The organism is Streptomyces sp. NPDC085524, from assembly GCF_044541755.1.
Lineage (GTDB): Bacteria > Actinomycetota > Actinomycetes > Streptomycetales > Streptomycetaceae > Streptomyces.
On sequence record NZ_JBITTH010000024.1, the window covers coordinates 85,012 to 105,656 of the forward strand.

Genomic DNA, 20,645 nt, shown 5'->3' on the forward strand with positions numbered 1-20,645 from the left:
ACGAGTATCCGGCCCCGGGTGCGGACATGCCGAAGGGGACCGGCCACCGGCCGGTCCCCTTCGTTGCACTGCTGGTCAGCAGCCCCTGGGGGCTACCGGCCTACTGGCGTCAGCTGCAGCCGCTGGTGGAGCCGCAGCCCTCGCAGATGTAGCAGGAGCCGGCGCGCTGCATCTTCGTACCGCAGGAGAAGCAGAGCGGGGCGTCGGCGGAGACGCCGAGCTGCATCTCGACCAGTTCGGCGTTGCTGTGCGCCGTCTTCGGAGCCGGGACCGGAACGGTGACCGCGGCCGGCTTCGGGGCCGAAGGCACCGCGGCGAGCGGGGCCGACTGGGCCAGCGACTCGGTGTCCAGCTCCTCGTCGAGCGGCTCGTAGGAGCCGGTCTCCAGGTGGCGCTGACGCTCCTCGGCGGTGTGGATGCCGAGGGCCGAGCGGGTCTCGAAGGGCAGGAAGTCCAGCGCCAGGCGGCGGAAGATGTAGTCGACGATCGACTGCGCCATCCGCACGTCCGGGTCGTCCGTCATACCGGCCGGCTCGAAGCGCATGTTGGTGAACTTCGAGACGTAGGTCTCCAGCGGCACGCCGTACTGGAGGCCGACGGAGACGGCGATCGAGAAGGCGTCCATCATGCCCGCGAGCGTCGAGCCCTGCTTGGACATCTTCAGGAAGACCTCGCCGAGACCGTCGTCCGGGTAGGAGTTGGCGGTCATGTAGCCCTCGGCGCCACCCACCGTGAAGGAGGTGGTGATGCCCGGGCGGCCCTTGGGGAGGCGCTTGCGGACGGGGCGGTATTCGATGACCTTCTCGACGGCGGCGCGGATGGTCTCCTCCGTCTTGGCGGTGACCTCCTCCTTCTCCTCCTCCTTCTTCTTGGCGGAGAGGGGCTGACCGACCTTGCAGTTGTCGCGGTAGATCGCGAGCGCCTTGACGCCCATCTTCCACGCCTCGAAGTAGATCTCCTCGATCTCCTCGACGGTCGCCGTCTCCGGCATGTTGACCGTCTTCGAGATCGCGCCGGAGATCCAGGGCTGGATCGCGGCCATCATGCGGACGTGGCCCATCGCGGAGATGGAACGCTCGCCCATGGCGCAGTCGAAGACCTCGTAGTGCTCGGTCTTCAGGCCCGGGGCGTCGACGACCACGCCGTGCTCGGCGATGTGGGCGACGATCGCCTCGATCTGCTCCTCCTGGTAGCCCAGGCGGCGCAGGGCCTGCGGAACGGTGCCGTTGACGATCTGCATCGAGCCGCCGCCGACGAGCTTCTTGAACTTGACCAGGGCCAGGTCCGGCTCGACACCGGTGGTGTCGCAGGACATCGCGAGACCGATGGTGCCGGTCGGCGCGAGGACGGAGGCCTGGGAGTTGCGGAAGCCGTTCTTCTCGCCGAGGCGCAGGACGTCCTGCCAGGCCTCGGTGGCCGCGGCCCAGATCGCGTTGTCCAGGTCCTCGGTGCGCGGGGCTGCGGTGTTGGCGTCGGCGTGCTGCTTCATGACGCGCTTGTGCGACTCGGCGTTGCGGGCGTAGCCGTCGTACGGGCCGACGATCGCGGCCAGCTCGGCGGAGCGCTTGTACGCCGTACCGGTCATGAGGGAGGTGATCGACGCGGCGAGGGTGCGGCCGCCGTCCGAGTCGTACGCGTGGCCGGTGGCCATCAGCAGGGCGCCGAGGTTGGCGTAGCCGATGCCCAGCTGGCGGAAGGCGCGGGTGTTCTCGCCGATCTTCTGCGTCGGGAAGTCCGCGAAGCAGATGGAGATGTCCATCGCGGTGATGACGAGCTCGACGACCTTGGCGAAGCGCTCGGCGTCGAAGGACTGGTTGCCCTTGCCGTCGTCGTTCAGGAACTTCATCAGGTTGAGCGAGGCGAGGTTGCAGGACGTGTTGTCCAGGTGCATGTACTCGCTGCAGGGGTTGGACGCGGTGATGCGGCCGGACTCGGGGCAGGTGTGCCAGTTGTTGATCACACCGTCGTACTGGATGCCCGGGTCGGCGCACGCCCACGCGGCCTCGGCCAGCTTGCGGAAGAGCGCCTTGGCGTCGACCTTCTCGATGACCTCACCGGTCATGCGGGCGCGCAGGCCGAACTCGGTGCCGTTCTCGACGGCCGTCATGAACTCGTCGTTCACGCGGACGGAGTTGTTGGCGTTCTGGTACTGGACGGACGTGATGTCGTCGCCGCCCAGGTCCATGTCGAAGCCCGCGTCGCGCAGGGCGCGGATCTTCTCCTCTTCCTTCACCTTGGTCTCGATGAAGGCCTCGACGTCCGGGTGGTCCACGTCCAGGACGACCATCTTGGCCGCGCGGCGGGTGGCGCCGCCCGACTTGATCGTTCCTGCGGACGCGTCGGCGCCTCGCATGAAGGAGACCGGACCCGAGGCGTTGCCGCCGGAGGAGAGGAGCTCCTTGGAGGAGCGGATGCGGGAGAGGTTCAGGCCGGCGCCGGAGCCGCCCTTGAAGATCATTCCCTCTTCCTTGTACCAGTCGAGGATCGACTCCATGGAGTCGTCGACGGCCAGGATGAAGCAGGCGGAGACCTGCTGCGGCTGGGGGGTGCCGACGTTGAACCACACCGGGGAGTTGAAGCTGAAGATCTGGTGCAGGAGGGCGTAGGTCAGCTCGTGCTCGAAGATCTCCGCGTCGGCGGGCGACGAGAAGTAGTCGTAGTCCTCGCCGGCCTTCGTGTAGGTCTTCACGATCCGGTCGATCAGCTGCTTCAGACCGGTCTCGCGCTGCGGGGTGCCGACCGCGCCGCGGAAGTACTTGCTGGTGACGATGTTGACCGCGTTCACCGACCAGAAGTCGGGGAACTCGACGCCGCGCTGCTCGAAGTTGACCGAGCCGTCGCGCCAGTTGGTCATGACGACGTCACGACGCTCCCAGCTCACCTCGTCGTAAGGGTGCACGCCGGGGGTGGTGTGGATGCGCTCGATACGCAGGCCGCCCTTGGCGGCCTTGGTCCCCTTGGCGCGGGAACCACGTGCCGAGCTGCTCGCCGTCTCTGTCATGCCGCCTCCCAATGCGGGCAAAACGCCCTAAAGTGCCAGCGCTATTCCGCGGCACGGTGCTGTGTATCTGTATCTACGTCTCTTCGCTCGACTGACCGGCCACACCGCGACGCCTGGGCTCCGCGGCGAGGGCCGTCCGGTCAGTCGGCGGCGGAGGCGGGCACGGGGACCGAACCGGTCCCCCCGTGCTCGCACTCTTCGGGATGAGGCCGCGGCTCGCGCAGTTCCGCGATGGCGGTCTCGAAGTCTTCAAGGGTGTCGAAAGCTTTGTAAACGGATGCGAACCGCAGGTACGCGACCAGGTCGAGCTCCTGCAACGGGCCGAGGATGGCCAGACCCACGTCGTGGGTGGTCAGCTCGGCACTCCCGGTGGCGCGCACCGCCTCCTCGACCCGCTGGCCGAGCTTGGCGAGGGCGTCCTCGGTGACCGGCCGTCCCTGGCACGCCTTGCGCACGCCGGAGATGACCTTGGTACGACTGAAGGGTTCGGTCACCCCGCTGCGCTTGATCACCATCAGCGAGGCCGTCTCCACCGTCGTGAAACGACGGGAGCAGTCGGGGCACTGACGGCGCCTGCGGATCGACGTGCCGTCGTCCGTGGTGCGGCTGTCGACGACGCGGCTGTCGGGGTGCCTGCAGAAGGGGCAGTGCATGGTTCCCTCACCCTCCCTTTTGGCACGACTGAATCACCCCACGGAGCCCCTGAACGACAGGGACAAGCTCTGTCGGGGGCCCGCGAAGCAGCCACAAGCATATGCGATGCCGAGACCCCCGGCAGACCGAGGACCACAACTTCTGGGTGGCAGCGCCCATCCAACCACTAGATCTTGGGTTGGGGTGGATTCACCCCACTCCGCGTGTCGCACCGTCCGATAGCCGGATACGGGGCTCCGCGGTGCCACACTGGGGACAGCCCCACCGGCGGCGACCCGACCGGGAAGGGTACCGTAAGCAGCGGATGCCGAGCCGAACCCGCGTTCGGCCGACCGAGCGTCTATACACCTCTTGAAATGCCCACGCGGGACGATCTGCGTTTTTTCACTCGAACGTGTGTTTGGCGCAACCTTTCGAAAGCTACTACCGTTGTCCAGCTAGGGAGAACATTTCGAGAGGGGCCGACGTGACCACGACCGCAGACAGTGCCACCATCACTGCCCAGAACCGCTCCCAGAGCCGACTCGAGCCGGTGCATGCCATGAACGACGCAAACCTGAATCCGGAGGCGGAGCCCGTCGTACGCCCCGCACGCTCGCTGCCAGGTCGACCTCCAGGCATCCGCGCCGACAGCTCCGGGCTCACGGACCGGCAGCGGCGGGTCATCGAGGTCATCCGCGACTCCGTGCAGCGCCGGGGTTACCCGCCGTCGATGCGGGAGATCGGCCAGGCCGTCGGTCTGTCGAGCACGTCGTCCGTCGCCCACCAGCTGATGGCCCTGGAGCGGAAGGGCTTCCTGCGGCGCGACCCGCACCGCCCCCGCGCGTACGAGGTGCGCGGCTCCGACCAGCCGAGCTCGCAGCCCACGGACACCACGGGCAAGCCCGCCGCGTCGTACGTTCCCCTGGTCGGCCGGATCGCGGCCGGCGGCCCGATCCTCGCCGAGGAATCGGTCGAGGACGTGTTCCCGCTCCCCCGCCAGCTCGTCGGAGACGGTGAGCTGTTCGTCCTCAAGGTCGTCGGCGACTCGATGATCGAGGCCGCCATCTGCGACGGCGACTGGGTCACGGTGCGTCGACAGCCCGTCGCGGAGAACGGCGACATCGTCGCCGCGATGCTGGACGGCGAGGCCACCGTCAAGCGCTTCAAGCGCGAGGACGGCCATGTCTGGCTCCTCCCGCACAACTCCGCCTACCAGCCGATTCCCGGTGACGAGGCGACCATCCTCGGCAAGGTCGTCGCAGTACTGCGTCGGGTCTGACGCCCGCCGCCTCCATCCAGCCCCCGGGACCCACTGCGCCGGTCCCGGGGGTTGCTGTATGCCGTTTTCCGCGGCTGAGCCGCTGCCGCTCCGTGCCTCTCGTGCTCCCGGAGGGCTACTTGCCTTCGGCCTGTGCCGAGGCGTCGATGGCGGCCAAGGAGCGGCGGACCTGGTTGCGGTCCGTGGTGTACCAGAAGTCCGGCAGCGTGGCCCGCAGGAAGCTCCCGTAGCGGGCCGTGGCCAGCCGGGGGTCCAGTACGGCGACGACCCCGCGGTCGCCGCCGGCCCGTACGAGGCGACCGGCGCCCTGTGCCATCAGCAGGGCGGCGTGCGTGGCCGCGACGGCCATGAAGCCGTTGCCCCCGTGCTCCTCCACCGACTTCTGGCGGGCGCTCATCAGCGGGTCGTCGGGGCGAGGGAAGGGGATCCGGTCCATCACCACGAGCTGGCAACTCGGACCGGGCACGTCCACGCCCTGCCAGAGCGACAGCGTCCCGAACAGGCAGGTCTTCGGATCGGCCGCGAAAGACTTGATCAGCTCGCCGAGCGTCTCCTCGCCCTGGAGCAGGATCGGGTTGTCGAGCCGGCCGCGCAGCTCCTCGGCAGCCGCCTTGGCGCCCCGCATGGAGGAGAACAGCCCGAGCGTGCGGCCTCCGGCCGCCTCGATCAGCTCGGCGAGCTCGTCCATCATGTCGCCGCGGGTGCCCTCCCGGCCCGGCGTGGCCAGGTGTTTGGCGACGTAGAGGATGCCCTGCTTCGGGTAGTCGAAGGGCGAGCCGACGTCCAGGCCCTTCCAGGCCGGTACGTCGTCCCCCTCGACCCCCTCGGGGGAGAGCCCCAGCGAGGCCGCGACGCCGTTGAAGTCGCCGCCGAGCTTGAGGGTGGCCGAGGTCAGGACCACGGAGCGGTCCTCGAACAGCTTCTCGCGGAGCAGGCCGGACACCGACAGCGGGGCGACCCGGACGGTGGCGCCGAAGCGGTCATGGCGCTCGTACCAGACGACGTCGTACTCGGAGCCGTTGGTGATCCGCTCCGCCACCGTGTGGATGCCTTCCACGCCGGCGAGGGCCTGCTTGCGGACCGCGTCCTCGTCGTGGACGGACTTGTCGCGGGTCGCGCCGATCGCGGAGATGACGTTGCGCGAGGCGTCCCGCAGGGCCATCAGCGCGTAGCCGAGGTCCTCGGGGATCACTTCGAGGCGGCCCGGGAGCGCCAGCTCCATGACCCGTTCGAAGGTCTCCGCAGCCGTCTGCAGGGAGTCCGCGATCTTCTCGTCGACCAGCTTGGCCGCACGCTTCACGGCCCGGTTGACCTGCCCCGGGGTGAGCTCGCCGGTGGCGACCCCGGTCACGCGGGAGACCAGCTCGTGCGCCTCGTCCACGATCAGCACCTCGTGCTGGGGCAGCACCGGGGCGCCCTCGATGGCGTCGATGGCGAGCAGCGCGTGGTTGGTGACGACCACGTCCGCGAGCTTGGCCCGCTCGCGGGCGGCCTCGGCGAAGCACTCGGCCCCGTACGCGCACTTCGTCGCGCCCAGGCACTCGCGGGAGGAGACGGAGATCTGCCCCCAGGCCTTGTCGGAGACGCCCGGGGTCAGATCGTCGCGGTCGCCGGTCTCCGTCTCGTCGGCCCAGTCGCGCAGGCGCAGCAGGTCCTTGCCGAGCTTGCTCGTGGGGGTGGCCGCCTCGAACTGGTCGAAGAGGCCCTCCTCCTCGTCCTGCGGCGCACCCTCGTGCAGGCGGTGCAGGCACAGGTAATTGGACCGGCCCTTGAGCATGGCGAACTGCGGGCGGCGGCGCAGCTGCGGGTGCAGCGCCTCCACCGTCCGCGGCAGGTCGCGCTCGACGAGCTGCCGCTGGAGGGCCAGGGTCGCGGTGGCCACGACCACGCGCTCCCCGTGGGCGAGGGCCGGCACCAGGTAGCCGAGGGACTTGCCGGTGCCGGTGCCGGCCTGGATGAGCCGGTGGGAGTTGTCGTCGATCGCTTCGGCGACGGCTTCGGCCATGGCCACCTGGCCGGGGCGCTCCGTACCGCCGACGGCGGAGACGGCGGCGTGCAGCAGGTCGGGGAGGGAGGGCTTCGTCATAGCACTGCCAACCCTACGGGTCCGCACCGACAGTGAGCGCACCGGCGAGGAATCACGGCCGGTACAAGGGGTTGGGTACGGTGCCGTGCTGCACGGCGTGCGGGCGGTCGGGGCGGTCGCGGTAGCCGTCCTCGTAGAGCCGGTTCCGGTTCAGGCAGAGCCGTCCGATGCGTTCTCCGAGCAGGTCGAAGAGCTCGTAGCGGTCCTTCAGCTCGGGGAAGCGGGCCTGGTGGCGCACGATCTCCGCCCGTACGAGGGACCAGAACTCGCGCTCCGGGACGTCCAGGCGGTCCTCGCAGAGGGCGGAGAGGTAGCGGAAGACGCCCACGAAGAGACCTGAGTGGATGAACTGGGGCAGGAAGTCGGCGGGCTCCGTCAGCAGGACGGCCCGGACCTCGTCCGGCAGCGAGGCCAGCTCGGGGAGCGGCTCGTCGCTGATGTTGATGTCGTCCACGAAGTCCTTCACCGCCAGCCGGACCGGCACCTCGTGCTCGTCGAAGATCACGACGGCGTTCTCCCCGTGCGGGGAGAAGACGGTGCCGTAGCGGTAGAGGAAGTGGAGCAGTGGGGGCAGCACGGCGGCGAAGAGGCGCTGGAGCCAGACCTCCGGGGCCAGACCGGACCGGGCCACGAGTTCGGCGGTGAAGGAACGGCCCCGGGCGTCGGTGTGCAGGAGGGAGGCCAGCGTGCGGGCGCGCTCGCCGGGGGCGAGGCGGCCGGTCAGGGGCTCGCGCCAGATCGCGCCGAGGAGCTCCTTGTACTGGTACGGGACCTCGGGGAGCTCGTCGTAGACGGGATGGCGGACGGTGACGGAGGCGACTTCGCCGAGGAGGATCACCCCGCATTCGTCGCGGAGGAAGGGGTCGCCGTCGCGCAGCGAGTGGATCCAGGCGGTGACGGCGGGGGCGGCCAGGGCGAGGTCGGAGGGCAGGCCGCGCCAGACCATGGTGTTGAAGACGGAGAGCGGCAGCTTGACGCTGTGCCGGTCGGGTCGGGTGAGGTTGAGGAAGGTGCGGATCGACTGCTGGGGCAGCCGCACGTCGGGGTCGGCGGGCAGCGGGACGAGGGTGCCCGCGGCGAGGGCCGGGGCGAAGAGCGGGAGCACCACCTCGTCCCACTGCCAGGGGTGGACCGGGAAGTAGAGGTAGCCGAGCGGGTCCAGGCCCCGGTCGCGCAGGCTCTGGTCGAAGGCGGCGCGGGTGACGGGATCGAGCTCCGCGGAGTAGAGGCGCGCGGGATCCTCCAGGCCGGCGGTGCCCCGGTAGACGGCGAGCGAGGTGTGGGCGGCGAGCCAGGGCAGCCGCTGGCGGGTGCGGGCCTCGGGGGCCCAGGCCGTGGTGTCGGCGGCGGAGAGTCCGATGCGGCCCTTGTTGAGGACGAGCCAGGGGTGCCCCGTCTGGTGGCCTTCCAGGGAGGCGTAGTCCAGATCCGCGAGGACGTCGGCGGTCAGCGCGGTGTGGTCGATCCTGGCGTCGGCGGCGAGGGTGGCGCTGAGCTCGCGGATCAGGTGGCCGAGGGTGGCCCCGTCGAGTCCGAGGAGGGTTCGGGCACGGACGAGGAAGGCGTACGGGTCCCCGAAGGCGACGGGCGGCTCGGTGGAGGGCGGCGCCGGGGTGAGGGTGATGGTGTCCGGGGTGACGTGCCAGCTGCCGTAGACGCGGCGGCGGGCGCGGAAGCCGAGGCTGCTGCCGTCGTCGAGGGTGAGGGTCCATGCGTCGCCCGCCGGGGCAGGGGCCGGGACGGGGCTGATGATCTCCTCGTACGCGAACTCGGCGAGCATCTTGGCGAGCAGTCGGCGGGCCGCGAAGTCCCAGGTCGAGCGGTTGAGTTCGGGGGGCGTACAGGGGTGCTGGGGCGAGGGCGGCACGGGCGGTTCCGTGGCGTCGTGGGGCGTCGGGAAATTCTGCACGGGTCTCCTCGGAGCTCGGGAACTTTGCCGCGTGGCGCGGAGTTTTCGAAGGGAGAGGTGCGAAGCGGCGGGGCGGTCGGGGCCTGCGGGGCGGCAGTCAGAGGAGATTGCGCAGCGCCCGCTCCCGGATCATCAGGGCGGCGCGCTTCTCCGGAAGGTCGATTTCCGCGAAACAGCGGAAACCCGAGCCCAGGAAGGCTGATACGGAGGGGGTGTTTCGGATGTCCGGTTCGGCGATGACGCGTGTGCAGCGAGGTCGGTTGTCGAGCACCAGGTCGGCGACGGCGCGCAGCAGTGTGGTGCCCAGGCCCCGGCCGCGGTTCGTTCCGTCTCCGATCAGCAGGTGGATACCCGTGTCGTGGGGGCGCGCCGGGTAGTGCCGGGACAGCGGGTCGAGATCGGCCCGGTAGATCTCCCAGTAGCTCATCGGGGTGCCGTCGAGTAGGCCGAGGCAGGGGATGCTGCGTCCGTCGGCGTCGAGCTGGGCCCGCAGATGGGCTTCGGTGACGGTTTCGGGGCCGGCGAGTTCCCAGTAGGCGTCGACCTCGGGATCGTTCATCCAGCCTGTGAGCAGGCCCAGGTCCCGCTCGGGTCGCACGGGGTCGAGGCGGAAGGTGCCGACGGGTGTGTCCGTGCTGCCCCAGAGTGCCGGGGAATCGAGCAGGTCCGCCTCGGCGAGCAGGGGCAACCGGTGCACGGGAAGCCGTAGTTCGACCGTGTCGCCGAGGGTGCGGAGGCTGCCGAACGCACGGGTTGCGGAGCCTGCGGGATCGGCAGGGGTTTCGGTGGAGGGCATCGGGGCTCTTCTCCGTCTCGGCGCTGGCGTGTCAGTCGTGGAGGGGGTTGGCGATGGTGACGTAGACGGACTGGGTGTCGACGGGACCGACCAGCTCGTCGAGGCCGCCCAGGCGGGTGAGCAGATTCGCCTTGCAGCGCAGGGTGGGTGAGTCGAGGAGTCGCGTGGGGAGCGGGCCGAGGTGGGCCGCCTTGCCCAGGAACCGGCGGAAGGCGGCGAGCAGTACGCGCTCGTCGGCGAGGCGCTGGGAGCCGAAGGCGCCGATGAGGCCGAGCACGTTGTTGATGCCGAGGTAGTAGGCGAAGCGTTCGTCGGTGACGGCGTCGGAGACGAAGGTGTCGCTGACGCTGCCGATGCCCGGGAGCCGGTGTTCCAGTTCCGCGCGGCGGGATGCGCGGAAGTAGTAGCCCTGGTTGTCGCGGAACCGGCCGCCGACCGGCCAGCCGGCCGGGTCGAGGAGGACCAGGGTGTTCTGCTGGTGGGCTTCGAGGGCGATGCCGGCGAGCGCGTCGAAGGCGAGGACCGGCAGGACCACGTGGTCGAGGTAGCGCAGGAACCACTCGGCGGCGACGGCGGAGGTGGGGCGTCCGGTGTCGGCGGCGAGGCGGGAAACGGTCTCGGCGAGCCGGGAGGTCATCCCGGTCCGGCCGGGCCACGGGCGGGGCGAGGTCAGAGCGGCGACGCAGACGGCGTCGTCGGAGGAGCGGAAGGGGTTGTGGCGCAGCAGGGCGTCGAGTCCGGGGACGGGGGTTCCGTCCGGGGCGTCGACGGCGACCCAGGCGGGGTCGCGGACGATGTCGAAGCCGGGGTGGCCCGTCTGCCACTGCTCGGCGAGACCGGTGCGCAGCAGCCGGTGGACCTCGACGCCGCGGTGGAGTTCCTTGCGGAGGTTCTCACGGCGGGAGTTGGTGATGCGCAGGCCCAGGGAGAGCTTGAGCATCGCGGGCGCACCGGGTCGGTGGACGGTCCGGACGGAGGAGGTGGGGTACCAGGGGGCGCCGTGGGGGCCCAGGTCGTGGAGGAGTCCAGCTTCGCGGAGGGCGGCGACGGCGGGGCGTTGAAGCAGGTCGCGGGCCTGCCAGGGGTGCAGGGGAAGGGGGGTGGCGCCGTCGGGCACCGGCAGGTCCGGGGCGAGGCGGCCGAGGAGCCGGGCGGCGGAGACGGGGCGGCCCCGTTCCGTCCAGGCCGATTGGGTGGCGAGGGCGGCGGGTGCGACCGCGAACCAGTGCAGGGGGAAGGAGCCGTGCAGTTCGGGTGAGTAGCGGCGGAGTTCGGTCTCCGAGAGTCCTTCGCGGCTCTTCGGGTCCGGTTGGAGGGGGTGGCCCAGGAGGAGGGACTGTTCGGCGGTGAGGAAGCGGTCCGCGCTGACGGGGGCCGGGGCGGTGGGGCGTTCACGCCGGTCGGCGATGAACTCGGCGGTGCGGCGGACCGAGTCGGCCACCCGGGCCACCAGGTCGGCGGAGCCGTGGTCGTGGTCGTCGCCGGTGGAGGTGCGCGTACGAGTGCCTTCGCGGGCGAGGAGGGCGGCGAGCGTGACGGCGTCGAGGGCGGGGGCAGTGGTGGGCGCGGCTTCCAGTCGCGCCGGGCCGAAGCGGTGCCAGCCGGCCGGGGACCAGTGGCGGACGGCGACGGTCAGGGCGGCGCCGGAAGCGGGAAGGGGGATGCGCAGCGGCGTCCCGGCGGGACCGTCGGGGCGGCGGAGTCCGGCTTCGCGGACCCAGCAGCGGAGCAGGTTCTCGACCGTCGCGGCCTCGGCTGCGGCCGTTGGGTCGGGGTGGTCCAGGAGCTCGGGCGGCCCGGCCTGCTCCGGCCGGGCCATGTCTCTGCGGCCTGCGCGGGGCGCGGCCGTGCCGTCCTTCTGCCGCGGCACGGTGGCCGCCGGCGGGCTCTGCGGCGCCGGGTCCTCGGGCTCCGGGGCCCGGTGAGCCGGTTCGCCGGAGGGGGCGCACACCCCGTCGGCCCCGTCGCCCGACACGGCCTCGGGGCGTGCGGCCGCGGGCTCGGGGGACGCGGCCCGGGGCTGGGAGGGCTCGCCAGGCGCGGCCCAGGGTTGCGCCGGCCCCGGGTGCGTGGGCTGCGGGTGCGCGGGCGCGCCCCAGGGCCGGGCGGGGTCGGTGGGCGATGGCTGCGGATGGTCGGGCCCGAGGGACGTGGCCCTGGGCTGGGCCGGCGCCGCAGGTGCGGGCGCGGGCTGCGGACGGGCCGGCTCGGCAGGGGCCGCCCAGGGCTGGGCGGGTGCCGGGGGCGCGGGCTGGGGGCGGGGCGGCTCGGCAGGGGCGGTCCAGAGCTGGGCGGCTTCGGGGGGCGTGACCTGCGGGTGGTCGGGCCCGAGGGGGGCGGCCCACGGCCGGGTGAGGGGTGTCGGCGCGGGGGTGGCCGGCCGGTAGGCCTGGGCGGGGCGGGGCTCCGGCGCGCGGTGCTCGGCGGAGTCGAGGCCCCCGGGGTCGGCGCTGTCGGCAGGGTCGGCGGTGGCGGCCTGGGGCGCCGTCGGGTGCCCGGTGGAGGCCTGGGGCGCTGTCGGGTGCCCGGTGGGGGCGGGCGGTTGCTGCTGTGCCCTGGGGGGCAGGGCCGGTCGCAGCCGGTCGTCCCCGCCGGAGCCGGGGGTGGGGGTGGAATGGTGCGCGTCGGGCATCGCGGGTCCTCGGGGTACGGGTCAGTGGGGCCGGCGGGCGGCTGCCGGGATGGCGTCGGCCAGGCGGTCGAGGACCGCTCCGGCCTGTTCGTCGGTCAGGGTCAGCGGGGGTAGCAGGCGGACGACGGCGGAATGGCGGCCGCCGAGTTCGACGATCAGCCCGCGGTCCAGGCACTCCTGGCGGACGGCCGCGGCGAGGGCGGGGGCGCTGTCCCCGGTCTCGGGGTCGACGAGTTCGACGCCGATCATCAGGCCCCGGCCCCGTACGTCCCCGATGCAGGGGTGGTCGGAGGCAAGGCCGCGCAAGGCCGTGAGCATCCGTTCGCCCAGGACGGCGGCACGCTCGGCCAGCCGGTTCTCGCGGACGTAGGCGAGGGTGGCGGTGCCGGCCGCCATGGCCAGCTGGTTCCCGCGGAAGGTCCCGGCATGCGCCCCGGGGGCCCAGACGTCGAGGCCCGCCCGGTACACGATCACCGCGAGGGGCAGGCTGCCGCCGATCGCCTTGGACAGGACCAGCACGTCGGGCACCACCCCGGCATGGCCCACTCCCCAGAAGGCGCCGGTCCGGCCCACGCCCGTCTGCACTTCGTCCGCGATCAGCGGGATCCCCCGCGCCTCGGTGATCTCCCGCATCCGCCGCAGCCAGCCGTCGGGTGCCGGGAGGACACCACCCTCGCCCTGGACGGGTTCGACGATCATCCCTGCGGGCGCGGGGACCCCGCCCTTGGGGTCGTCCAGGAGGTTCTCGGTCCAGCGGGCGCCCAGCTCGGCTCCCTCGGCGCCGCCGACGCCGAACGGGCAGCGGAAGTCCTGCGGGTACGGCAGCCGGGTCACCCGTACGTCCGCCGCTCCGCCCGAGGCGTCCAGGGCGCCGGCGGTCATCCCGTGGTAGGCCCCGGTGAAGGCGAGCAGCCCGGATCGCCCGGTGGCGGTGCGGACCAGTTTGAGGGCCGCCTCCACCGCGTCCGTCCCGGCCGGCCCGCAGAACTGGATCCGGGCGTCGGCGGCCAGCTCCGGCGGCAGGTTGGCGAACAGCTCGGTGGTGAAGGCGTCCTTGACCGGCGTCGCGAGGTCCAGCACGTGCAACGGCGCCCCGGAGTCGAGCACGCTCCGGACGGCTTCGAGCACCACGGGGTGGTTGTGCCCGAGGGCGAGGGTGCCGGCACCGGAGAGGCAGTCGAGGTAGCGCCGCCCGTCGGCGCCCTCGATGGTCAACCCGCGGGCCCGCACGGGGACGATGGGCAGCGAGCGGGCGTACGTCCGTGCGGCGGACTCCCGTTGGGACTGCCTGCGCAGGATCCCTGCGGCGGAGACGGGGGCACCGGGGACATCGGGGGAGCCGGGCCGTCGTGCCCGGCTCCCCTGGGGCGGTACCTGTGCCTCGGCTGCGGCGGATGCGGCATCCTCCGCCGCAGCCGGCTCGGTCAAAGCCACGAGTGTCGGACCTCCCGCACTGATTGCTCTTCCGGATTGCGCCTCGAACATGAACGCTGCTCCCCCATCCCCCGTACGTACCAACGACGGTGACGCCGCCGGATCACGGGTGGGCGCAAGATCCTTGCCCGTCGGGAGGAGAGACACCGCCCGGACCAGGAACCACGACCCCGGCTGTGCCGTCCCCAACCTCGACGGCATAGTGGGTTGCTGCACTCGACGCCTCGAATCCACCAGGGGGACGAACCGACATGCGACCGAACCGACCGGTCACTGCGATCCTGTGCGCAGCCGCGCTCGCGCTGACCGCCGCCGCGTGCGGCCCCGGCGACGACGAGGCCGGCGGCGACGCCAAGCCGACCGTGGCCCAGGCCAGTCCGGTCCCGGGCTCGGGCGGGCTCAAGATCCCCGACCACCTCAAGGACAAGCTCAAGGAACACGGCATCGACATGGAGAAGTGGAAGGGGGGTGCGTGGAAGAACTGGAAGAAGGAGGACTGGCTCCGCGAGGCGGGCGACTACATCAACCCGATCATCGAGGGCCTGTGGGACCCCGACCGCATGCGTGACGCCGAGCAGCCGAAGCAGCCGGCCGTCGACCCGGACGCGGGCAAGGACCAGGGCGTGACCGACCCGACCCCGGCTCCGGTGACGGCCAAGGCGGCGGCCCCGCCCTACCACCAGAGTGTTCCGACTTCCGGCAAGGTCTTCTTCGACGGGCCCGAGGGTTCGATGGTCTGCTCGGCGACGGTGGTGAAGGACCCGGCGCACCCCGGCAAGTCCAACATGGTCTGGACTGCGGGCCACTGCGTGCACGCGGGCAAGTCCGGCGGCTGGTACCGCAACATCGCGTTCGTGCCGTCCTACAACAACGCGGGCAAGCCGACGGCGCAGCTCAAGGGCGCACCGCGCGAGCAGGTGGCCCCGTACGGCGTGTGGTGGAGCGACTGGGCGCAGACCTCCGACCAGTGGATCGCGACGGGCGGTCCGACCGGCGGTGCGGGTGCCCCGTACGACTTCGCGGTGCTGCACGTGACGCCCGAGCAGGGCGGCGGGAAGTCGCTGGAGGAGACGGTCGGTTCGGCGCTCCCGGTGGAGTTCAACGCTCCGGCCGTGCCGAAGGTGGCGGGCATCACCGCGACCGGATACCCGGCGGCGCCTCCCTTCGACGGCCAGAAGGCCTACCAGTGCGCGGACAAGCCGGGCCGTCTCTCGCTGAACGCGAGCGACCCGGTGATGTACCGCATCGGCTGCACCATGACCGGTGGCGCCTCCGGCGGCGGCTGGGTCGCGTCGGGCGCCGACGGCAAGCCGGCGCTGGTGTCGAACACCTCGATCGGCCCGTCGAAGGCGGGCTGGCTGGCCGGTCCCCGGCTGGGGCCCGAGGCGAAGGGTGTCTTCGACGCCGTGAGCGGCAAGTTCAAGTAGCCCGAGCCGAAGTGGGTACGAGCGGATGACGGAGGGCCCCCTGCACATGGCGCAGGGGGCCCTCGGTCGTTCGGCGCGCCGGTCCGACGTTCAGTTCAGAACGCCGGACCGGCGTCCGGGCGGTTCAGCTCTTCGCGAGCACGTACGGAGCCAGGTCCGCCGCCAGTTCCTGGTGGACGCGGGCCTTGAGCAGGGTCCCCTCGGCCGTGTGCTCCTCGGAGATCACCTCGCCCTCGGCGTGCGCCTTGGCCACCAGCGAGCCGAGCGTGTAGGGCACCAGGGCCTCCACCTCGACCTCGGGCCGCGGCAGCTCGGCGTCGATGAGTGCGAGCAGCTCGTCGATGCCGATGCCGGTCCGCGCCGAGACGGCGATGGAGTGCCGCTCGATCCGCAGCAGCCGCTGCAGGACGAGCGGGTCCGCCGCATCCGCCTTGTTGATCACGACGATCTCGGGCACGTTGACCGCGCCGACCTCGCGGATCACCTCGCGCACCGCCGCCAGCTGCTCCTCCGGCGCCGGGTGCGAGCCGTCCACGATGTGCAGGATGAGGTCGGAGTCACCGACCTCCTCCATCGTGGAGCGGAACGCCTCGACGAGGTGGTGGGGCAGGTGCCGGACGAAGCCGACCGTGTCGGCCAGGGTGTAGATCCGGCCGCTGGGGGTCTCGGCCCGGCGCACGGTCGGGTCGAGGGTGGCGAACAGTGCGTTCTCCACCAGCACGCCCGCGCCCGTGAGGCGGTTGAGCAGGGAGGACTTTCCGGCGTTGGTGTAACCGGCGATGGCGACCGAGGGCACCTTGTTGCGGCGCCGTTCCTGCCGCTTGATGTCGCGGCCGGTCTTCATCTCCGCGATCTCCCGGCGCATCTTCGCCATCTTCTCGCGGATCCGGCGCCGGTCGGTCTCGATCTTGGTCTCACCGGGGCCTCGGGTGGCCATGCCGCCACCGCCGCCGCCACCCATCTGGCGGGACAGCGACTGACCCCAGCCTCGCAGTCGCGGCAGCATGTACTGCATCTGCGCGAGCGCGACCTGCGCCTTGCCCTCTCGGGACTTGGCGTGCTGGGCGAAGATGTCGAGGATGAGGGCGGTCCGGTCGACCACCTTCACCTTGACGACGTCTTCGAGCGCGATGAGCTGGCCGGGGCTGAGCTCGCCGTCGCACACGACCGTGTCGGCGCCGCTCTCCATGACGATGTCACGCAGCTCGCGCGCCTTGCCCGAACCGATGAAGGTGGCCGGGTCCGGCTTGTCGCGGCGCTGGATCACGCCGTCGAGTACGAGAGCACCTGCCGTCTCGGCGAGCGCCGCGAGCTCCGCGAGCGAGTTCTCCGCGTCGTTCACCGTGCCGGAGGTCCAGACACCGACGAGTACGACGCGCTCCAGGCGGAGCTGTCGGTACTCGACCTCGGTGACGTCTTCGAGTTCGGTGGAGAGGCCGGCCACGCGGCGCAGGGCCGCGCGCTCGGAGCGTTCGAACTGCTCGCCGTCCCGGTCTCCGTCGATCTCGTGGCTCCAGGCGACGTCCTCTTCCATCAGGGCATCGGCCCGAAGGCTCTCGGTGAAGCTCTGCGAGTCCCGCACGTCCCGTGCGTCCCGCTCGTCCTGGGAAGGGGAAGAAGAGGAGGTCATTGGATCCTTACGTCGATTCGAATAGCAGTGTCACGCCCAGCAGGGACACGTTAGCTGTCACGTCCAACGTGTCACACCGCCCGGGGATTCCCCGGAGGGACCCGTCGATGGTGACATGCCCGTTCCGCCGGGGTCACACGCTTTTCCCGCTCCACTCCGGGTGCCCCGGCATCGCCGGAGTCGTCTTCCCGTACAGCCACGGCTCCAGGAAGGCGGTGAGGTCCCGGCCCGCCTCCTGCGAGGCCAGGCGGACGAAGTCCGCGGTGCCCGCGACGGAGTCCCGGTGCTCGGAAACCCAGCGCCGCTCGAGCCGGTCGAAGGCCTGGACGCCGATCTCCTGGCGCAGTGCGTAGAGGATCAGCGCAGACCCGTCGTAGACCACCGGCCGGAACAGTCCGATCTTCTCGCCGGGGGCGGCGGCCTTCGGGGCGGCCGGGGGTCCGCCCGCGGCCCGCCACTGGTCGGAGCGCTGGTACGCCTCGCGCATGCGCCGCTCCAGGGAGTACTTGCCGAGCCCGTCCGCGTACAGGGCCTCGTACCAGGTGGCGTGGCCCTCGTTCAGCCACAGGTCGGACCAGGTCCGGGGGCTGACGCTGTCGCCGAACCACTGGTGGGCGAGCTCGTGCACCATCACGGATTCCACGTACCACTCGGGGTAGCCCTCGCCGGAGAACAGGCTGTTCTCGAACAGGGAGAGGGTCTGTGTCTCCAGCTCGAAACCGGTGGTCGCCCGCGCGATCAGGACCCCGTAGTTCTCGAAGGGGTAGCGGCCGACCCTCTCCTCCATCCACGCGACGTGGCCGGCGGTCTTCTTCAGCCAGGGGGCCAGTCGCTCCCGGTCGGCCGCGGGCACCACGTCGCGCAGCGGCAGCCCGTGCGGTCCGGTCCCGTGGACGACCGCGGAGCTGCCGACGGAGACCTGGGCCAGCTCGGTGGCCATGGGGTGCAGGGTCCGGTACGTCCAGGTCGTCGCGCCGGCCGCGCCGGGGACGGGCAATGCGCCGGGCACCCCGTTGGCGACGACCGTGAGCCCCGCCGGGGCGGTGACCCGGAAGGTGAAGAACGCCTTGTCGGCGGGGTGGTCGTTGCAGGGGAAGACCCGGTGGGCGGCGTCCGCCTGGTTGGCCATGGCCAGGCCGTCCGTCGTGGGCACCCAGCCGCCGTCCGCGCGGCCGCGCGGGTCGCTGGTGTGCCGGACGGTGATGTGCAGCGGCACGTGCGCCGCGACGGGGCGCGCGGGGGTCAGTACGAGGTCCTCGCCCGCGCTCTCGAACCGGGCCGGCTCCCCGTTGACCTCGACGGACGCCACCTTGCCGTGGGTGAAGTCGAGGTTGATCAGCTCCAGCGGCCGCAGGGCGCGCGCATCGATGACGGTGACCGCGTCGAGCGGGCTCTTGTTGTCCTTGTACGTGAACGACAGGTCGTACGAGAGCACGTCGTACCCGGGGTTCCCGAGCTCCGGGAACAGCCGGTCGCCGATGCCGAGCGGCTTCGGCGGGGGCAGGACGGCTGCGACGAGGGTGAGGGAGGCCGCGGCGAGCAGGGCGGCGCGCAGGCGCGGGGAGGTGAGCTGCATCCACCACCGCTTACCAGCGCCCGCCGCACGACCGCCCGCGACGCGCGACGGGGCCACCCGAACGGGACCTTCCGGGCCCGCCCGCTGACACGCCGGGAGAGCCTCCGGCCCGGCGGCAGAGACGGCCTGTGCGCTAGGCGCGGCTGACGTCGTAGACGCCGGGCACGTCCCGCATCGCGCGCATCAGTGCGGGCAGGCCTCCCGCGTCGGGCAGCTGGAGGGTGTAGGTGTGCCGGACACGCTGCTCGACCGGGGGTTCCACGGTCGCGGAGACCACCTCGACGCCCTCGCGGGCGATGGCCTCGGTCAGGTCGGCCAGCAGATGCGGGCGGCCGAACGATTCGGCGACCAGGGTGACCCGGCAGTCCGCGGTGGCCCGCCAGTGCACGGCGACCGAGGTGCGCCCCACGGCACGCATCTGTGCCACCGCCGCGCAGTGGATGCGGTGCACGGTGACGGCCCCGCCGCGGACCACGAATCCCGCGACGGCGTCCGGCGGCACCGGCGTGCAGCACCCGGCCAGCCGTACGGGGGCGTCCGGCAGGTCGGCGACCGCGTTGGCCCCGCCGCCCCGGGCGCCGACCACCGACAGGGGCGCCCGCGCGGCGGAGGTGGTGGACAGGGCCCGGTCGGGGTGGGCTTCGAGCCAGCTGCTGATGGCGATCCGGGCGGCGGGGGTCTTCGCGTGGTCGAGCCACTCGGCAGCCGGGCCCGAGGAAGCGTCCTGCGCGAGCAGCAACTGCACGGTGTCGCCGTCGGCGAGCGGGGAGGAGAGGGAGGTGAGGCGCCCGTTGACCCGGGCGCCGATACAGCCGTGGGCCGCCTCGCCGTGCTGCGCGTAGGCGGCGTCGATACAGCTGGCGCCGGCCGGCAGGCCCAGCGTGCCGCCGTCCGCGCGGAAGACGGTGATCTCCCTGTCCTGGGCCAGCTCCGCACGGAGCACGCTCCAGAAGGTGTCCGGGTCGGGCGCGGACTGCTGCCAGTCGAGCAGCCGGGACAGCCAGCCGGGGCGGGTCGGGTCCACCCGCTCCTCGTCGGCTTCGGCGGCGTCGGCCGCGGCGGTGGCGGTGGCGTACGGGTTGCCGAGGGCGACGACGCCCGCCTCCGCGACGCGGTGCATCTGCCGGGTCCGCACGATGACCTCGGCGACGTACCCCTCGGGGGTGGCGACGGCGGTGTGCAGGGACTGGTAGAGGTTGAACTTGGGGGCGGCGATGAAGTCCTTGAACTCCGATACGACCGGGGTGAAGCAGGTGTGCAGCTCGCCCAGCACGGCGTAGCAGTCGGCGTTCTCGCCGACGAGGACGAGGACGCGTCCGAAGTCGGAGCCGCGCAGTTCGCCTCGTTTGAGGGCGACGCGGTGGACGGAGACGAAGTGCCGGGGGCGTACCTGTACCTCGGCGGCGATGCCCGCCTCGCGCAGCACGGTCCGTACGGAGTCGGCGATGGCGGGCAGCGGGTCGTTCTCGCCGGCGTGGGCCGCGATGAGCGCGCGGGTGTGCTCGTACTCCTCGGGGTGCAGGATCGCGAAGACGAGGTCTTCCAGCTCGGTCTTGAGGGCCTGGACGCCGAGCCGCTCGGCGAGCGGGATGAGGACGTCGCGGGTGACCTTGGCGATGCGGGCCTGTTTCTCGGGGCGCATCACGCCGAGGGTGCGCATGTTGTGCAGCCGGTCGGCGAGCTTGATGGACATCACGCGGACGTCGTTGCCGGTGGCGACGAGCATCTTGCGGAAGGTCTCGGGTTCGGCGGCGGCACCGTAGTCGATCTTCTCCACCTTCGTGACGCCGTCGACGATGAAGCAGACCTCGTCGCCGAACTCGGCGCGGACCTGATCGAGGGTCACATCGGTGTCCTCGACGGTGTCGTGGAGGAGAGAGGCCGTCAGGGTCGTTGTCTCGGCGCCCAGTTCGGCGAGGATCAGGGTGACGGCGAGCGGATGTGTGATGTACGGCTCACCACTTTTTCGCATCTGACCGCGGTGCGAGGTCTCCGCGAGCAGATACGCCCGCCGCAAAACGGACAGATCGGCGTCCGGATGGTGGGCGCGGTGCGCCTCGGCGACGTGCCCGATGGCGTCCGGGAGGCGGTCGCGGGACGTCGGCCCGAGCAGCGCCGCTCGGCCGAGCCGGCGCAGATCGAGCCTGGTCCGGCCACGTCTGCGGAGCTCAGGGCGCACTTCGGGGTGTGCTTCGGGGTTCGTGGCCTCTGCACTCATGGGCACCTCCGGCGGCTTCGA

General features: G+C 71.7%; 12 protein-coding genes. 2 read left to right on the forward strand and 10 right to left on the reverse strand.

All coding sequences use genetic code 11. The features are described from left to right. Positions 1-109 precede the first annotated feature (109 nt). Both ACIGFK_RS31015 and nrdR read right to left on the reverse strand, forming a co-directional pair. Entirely contained in the window at positions 110-3,001 is a 2,892-nt protein-coding gene (locus ACIGFK_RS31015) for a vitamin B12-dependent ribonucleotide reductase (RefSeq protein ID WP_376660149.1), read from the reverse strand. A gap of 140 nt (positions 3,002-3,141) precedes the next feature. Continuing rightward, on the reverse strand, positions 3,142-3,654 hold the full coding sequence (gene nrdR, locus ACIGFK_RS31020; RefSeq protein ID WP_326476651.1) for a transcriptional regulator NrdR: 513 nt from the start codon (positions 3,652-3,654) through the stop codon (positions 3,142-3,144). 467 nt (positions 3,655-4,121) lie between these two features. Between nrdR and lexA the strand changes: the two genes are divergently transcribed. After that, positions 4,122-4,916: a transcriptional repressor LexA gene (lexA, locus tag ACIGFK_RS31025; protein WP_365173116.1), complete on the forward strand. Its 795-nt coding sequence runs from the start codon at positions 4,122-4,124 to the stop codon at positions 4,914-4,916. A gap of 115 nt (positions 4,917-5,031) precedes the next feature. Here the strand turns inward: lexA and ACIGFK_RS31030 are convergent, their stop codons facing one another. From ACIGFK_RS31030 to ACIGFK_RS31050, 5 genes are all read right to left on the reverse strand, one after another. Beyond that, positions 5,032-7,002, reverse strand: coding sequence for an ATP-dependent DNA helicase (locus tag ACIGFK_RS31030; protein ID WP_376660148.1), 1,971 nt, complete (start codon positions 7,000-7,002; stop codon positions 5,032-5,034). A gap of 52 nt (positions 7,003-7,054) precedes the next feature. Next, complete coding sequence (locus ACIGFK_RS31035; RefSeq protein ID WP_376660147.1) at positions 7,055-8,911, reverse strand: IucA/IucC family protein; 1,857 nt, start codon at positions 8,909-8,911, stop codon at positions 7,055-7,057. Positions 8,912-9,008: 97 nt separating this feature from the next. After that, positions 9,009-9,707 (reverse strand): GNAT family N-acetyltransferase, encoded by a 699-nt coding sequence (locus tag ACIGFK_RS31040; RefSeq protein ID WP_400054490.1) that lies wholly within the window; start codon positions 9,705-9,707, stop codon positions 9,009-9,011. A 31-nt stretch (positions 9,708-9,738) separates the two neighbouring features. Further along, on the reverse strand, positions 9,739-11,682 hold the full coding sequence (locus ACIGFK_RS31045) for an IucA/IucC family protein (RefSeq protein WP_400054523.1): 1,944 nt from the start codon (positions 11,680-11,682) through the stop codon (positions 9,739-9,741). Positions 11,683-12,360: 678 nt separating this feature from the next. Next, on the reverse strand, positions 12,361-13,824 hold the full coding sequence (locus ACIGFK_RS31050; RefSeq protein WP_400054492.1) for a diaminobutyrate--2-oxoglutarate transaminase family protein: 1,464 nt from the start codon (positions 13,822-13,824) through the stop codon (positions 12,361-12,363). Between the two features lie 200 nt (positions 13,825-14,024). Here ACIGFK_RS31050 and ACIGFK_RS31055 point away from each other — a divergent pair, with 200 nt between their 5' ends. Next, a complete protein-coding gene (locus tag ACIGFK_RS31055) occupies positions 14,025-15,200 on the forward strand; it encodes a trypsin-like serine peptidase (RefSeq protein ID WP_376660186.1) in 1,176 nt (391 codons plus the stop codon). Between the two features lie 124 nt (positions 15,201-15,324). Here ACIGFK_RS31055 and hflX read toward each other — a convergent pair whose 3' ends face one another. From hflX to ACIGFK_RS31070, 3 genes are all read right to left on the reverse strand, one after another. Continuing rightward, positions 15,325-16,830 (reverse strand): GTPase HflX, encoded by a 1,506-nt coding sequence (gene hflX, locus ACIGFK_RS31060; protein ID WP_376660185.1) that lies wholly within the window; start codon positions 16,828-16,830, stop codon positions 15,325-15,327. A 133-nt stretch (positions 16,831-16,963) separates the two neighbouring features. Further along, the gene (locus tag ACIGFK_RS31065) at positions 16,964-18,406 is read right to left on the reverse strand and encodes a M1 family metallopeptidase (protein WP_376660184.1); all 1,443 of its coding nucleotides are present in this window, start codon (positions 18,404-18,406) and stop codon (positions 16,964-16,966) included. A 133-nt stretch (positions 18,407-18,539) separates the two neighbouring features. Next, positions 18,540-20,624, reverse strand: a complete 2,085-nt coding sequence (locus tag ACIGFK_RS31070; protein ID WP_376660183.1) for a RelA/SpoT family protein — start codon at positions 20,622-20,624, stop codon at positions 18,540-18,542. Between the last annotated feature and the right edge of the window lie 21 nt (positions 20,625-20,645).

Excerpts from the sequence above, each read along its gene's own strand:
- ACIGFK_RS31055 (WP_376660186.1), top strand. The coding sequence starts at position 14,025 with ATGCGACCGAACCGACCGGTCACTGCGATCCTGTGCGCAGCCGCGCTC.
- ACIGFK_RS31040 (WP_400054490.1), bottom strand. The coding sequence starts at position 9,707 with ATGCCCTCCACCGAAACCCCTGCCGATCCCGCAGGCTCCGCAACCCGT.
- ACIGFK_RS31030 (WP_376660148.1), bottom strand. The coding sequence starts at position 7,002 with ATGACGAAGCCCTCCCTCCCCGACCTGCTGCACGCCGCCGTCTCCGCC.
- ACIGFK_RS31015 (WP_376660149.1), bottom strand. The coding sequence starts at position 3,001 with ATGACAGAGACGGCGAGCAGCTCGGCACGTGGTTCCCGCGCCAAGGGG.
- ACIGFK_RS31070 (WP_376660183.1), bottom strand. The coding sequence starts at position 20,624 with ATGAGTGCAGAGGCCACGAACCCCGAAGCACACCCCGAAGTGCGCCCT.
- ACIGFK_RS31050 (WP_400054492.1), bottom strand. The coding sequence starts at position 13,824 with ATGTTCGAGGCGCAATCCGGAAGAGCAATCAGTGCGGGAGGTCCGACA.
- nrdR (WP_326476651.1), bottom strand. The coding sequence starts at position 3,654 with ATGCACTGCCCCTTCTGCAGGCACCCCGACAGCCGCGTCGTCGACAGC.
- hflX (WP_376660185.1), bottom strand. The coding sequence starts at position 16,830 with ATGACCTCCTCTTCTTCCCCTTCCCAGGACGAGCGGGACGCACGGGAC.
- ACIGFK_RS31065 (WP_376660184.1), bottom strand. The coding sequence starts at position 18,406 with ATGCAGCTCACCTCCCCGCGCCTGCGCGCCGCCCTGCTCGCCGCGGCC.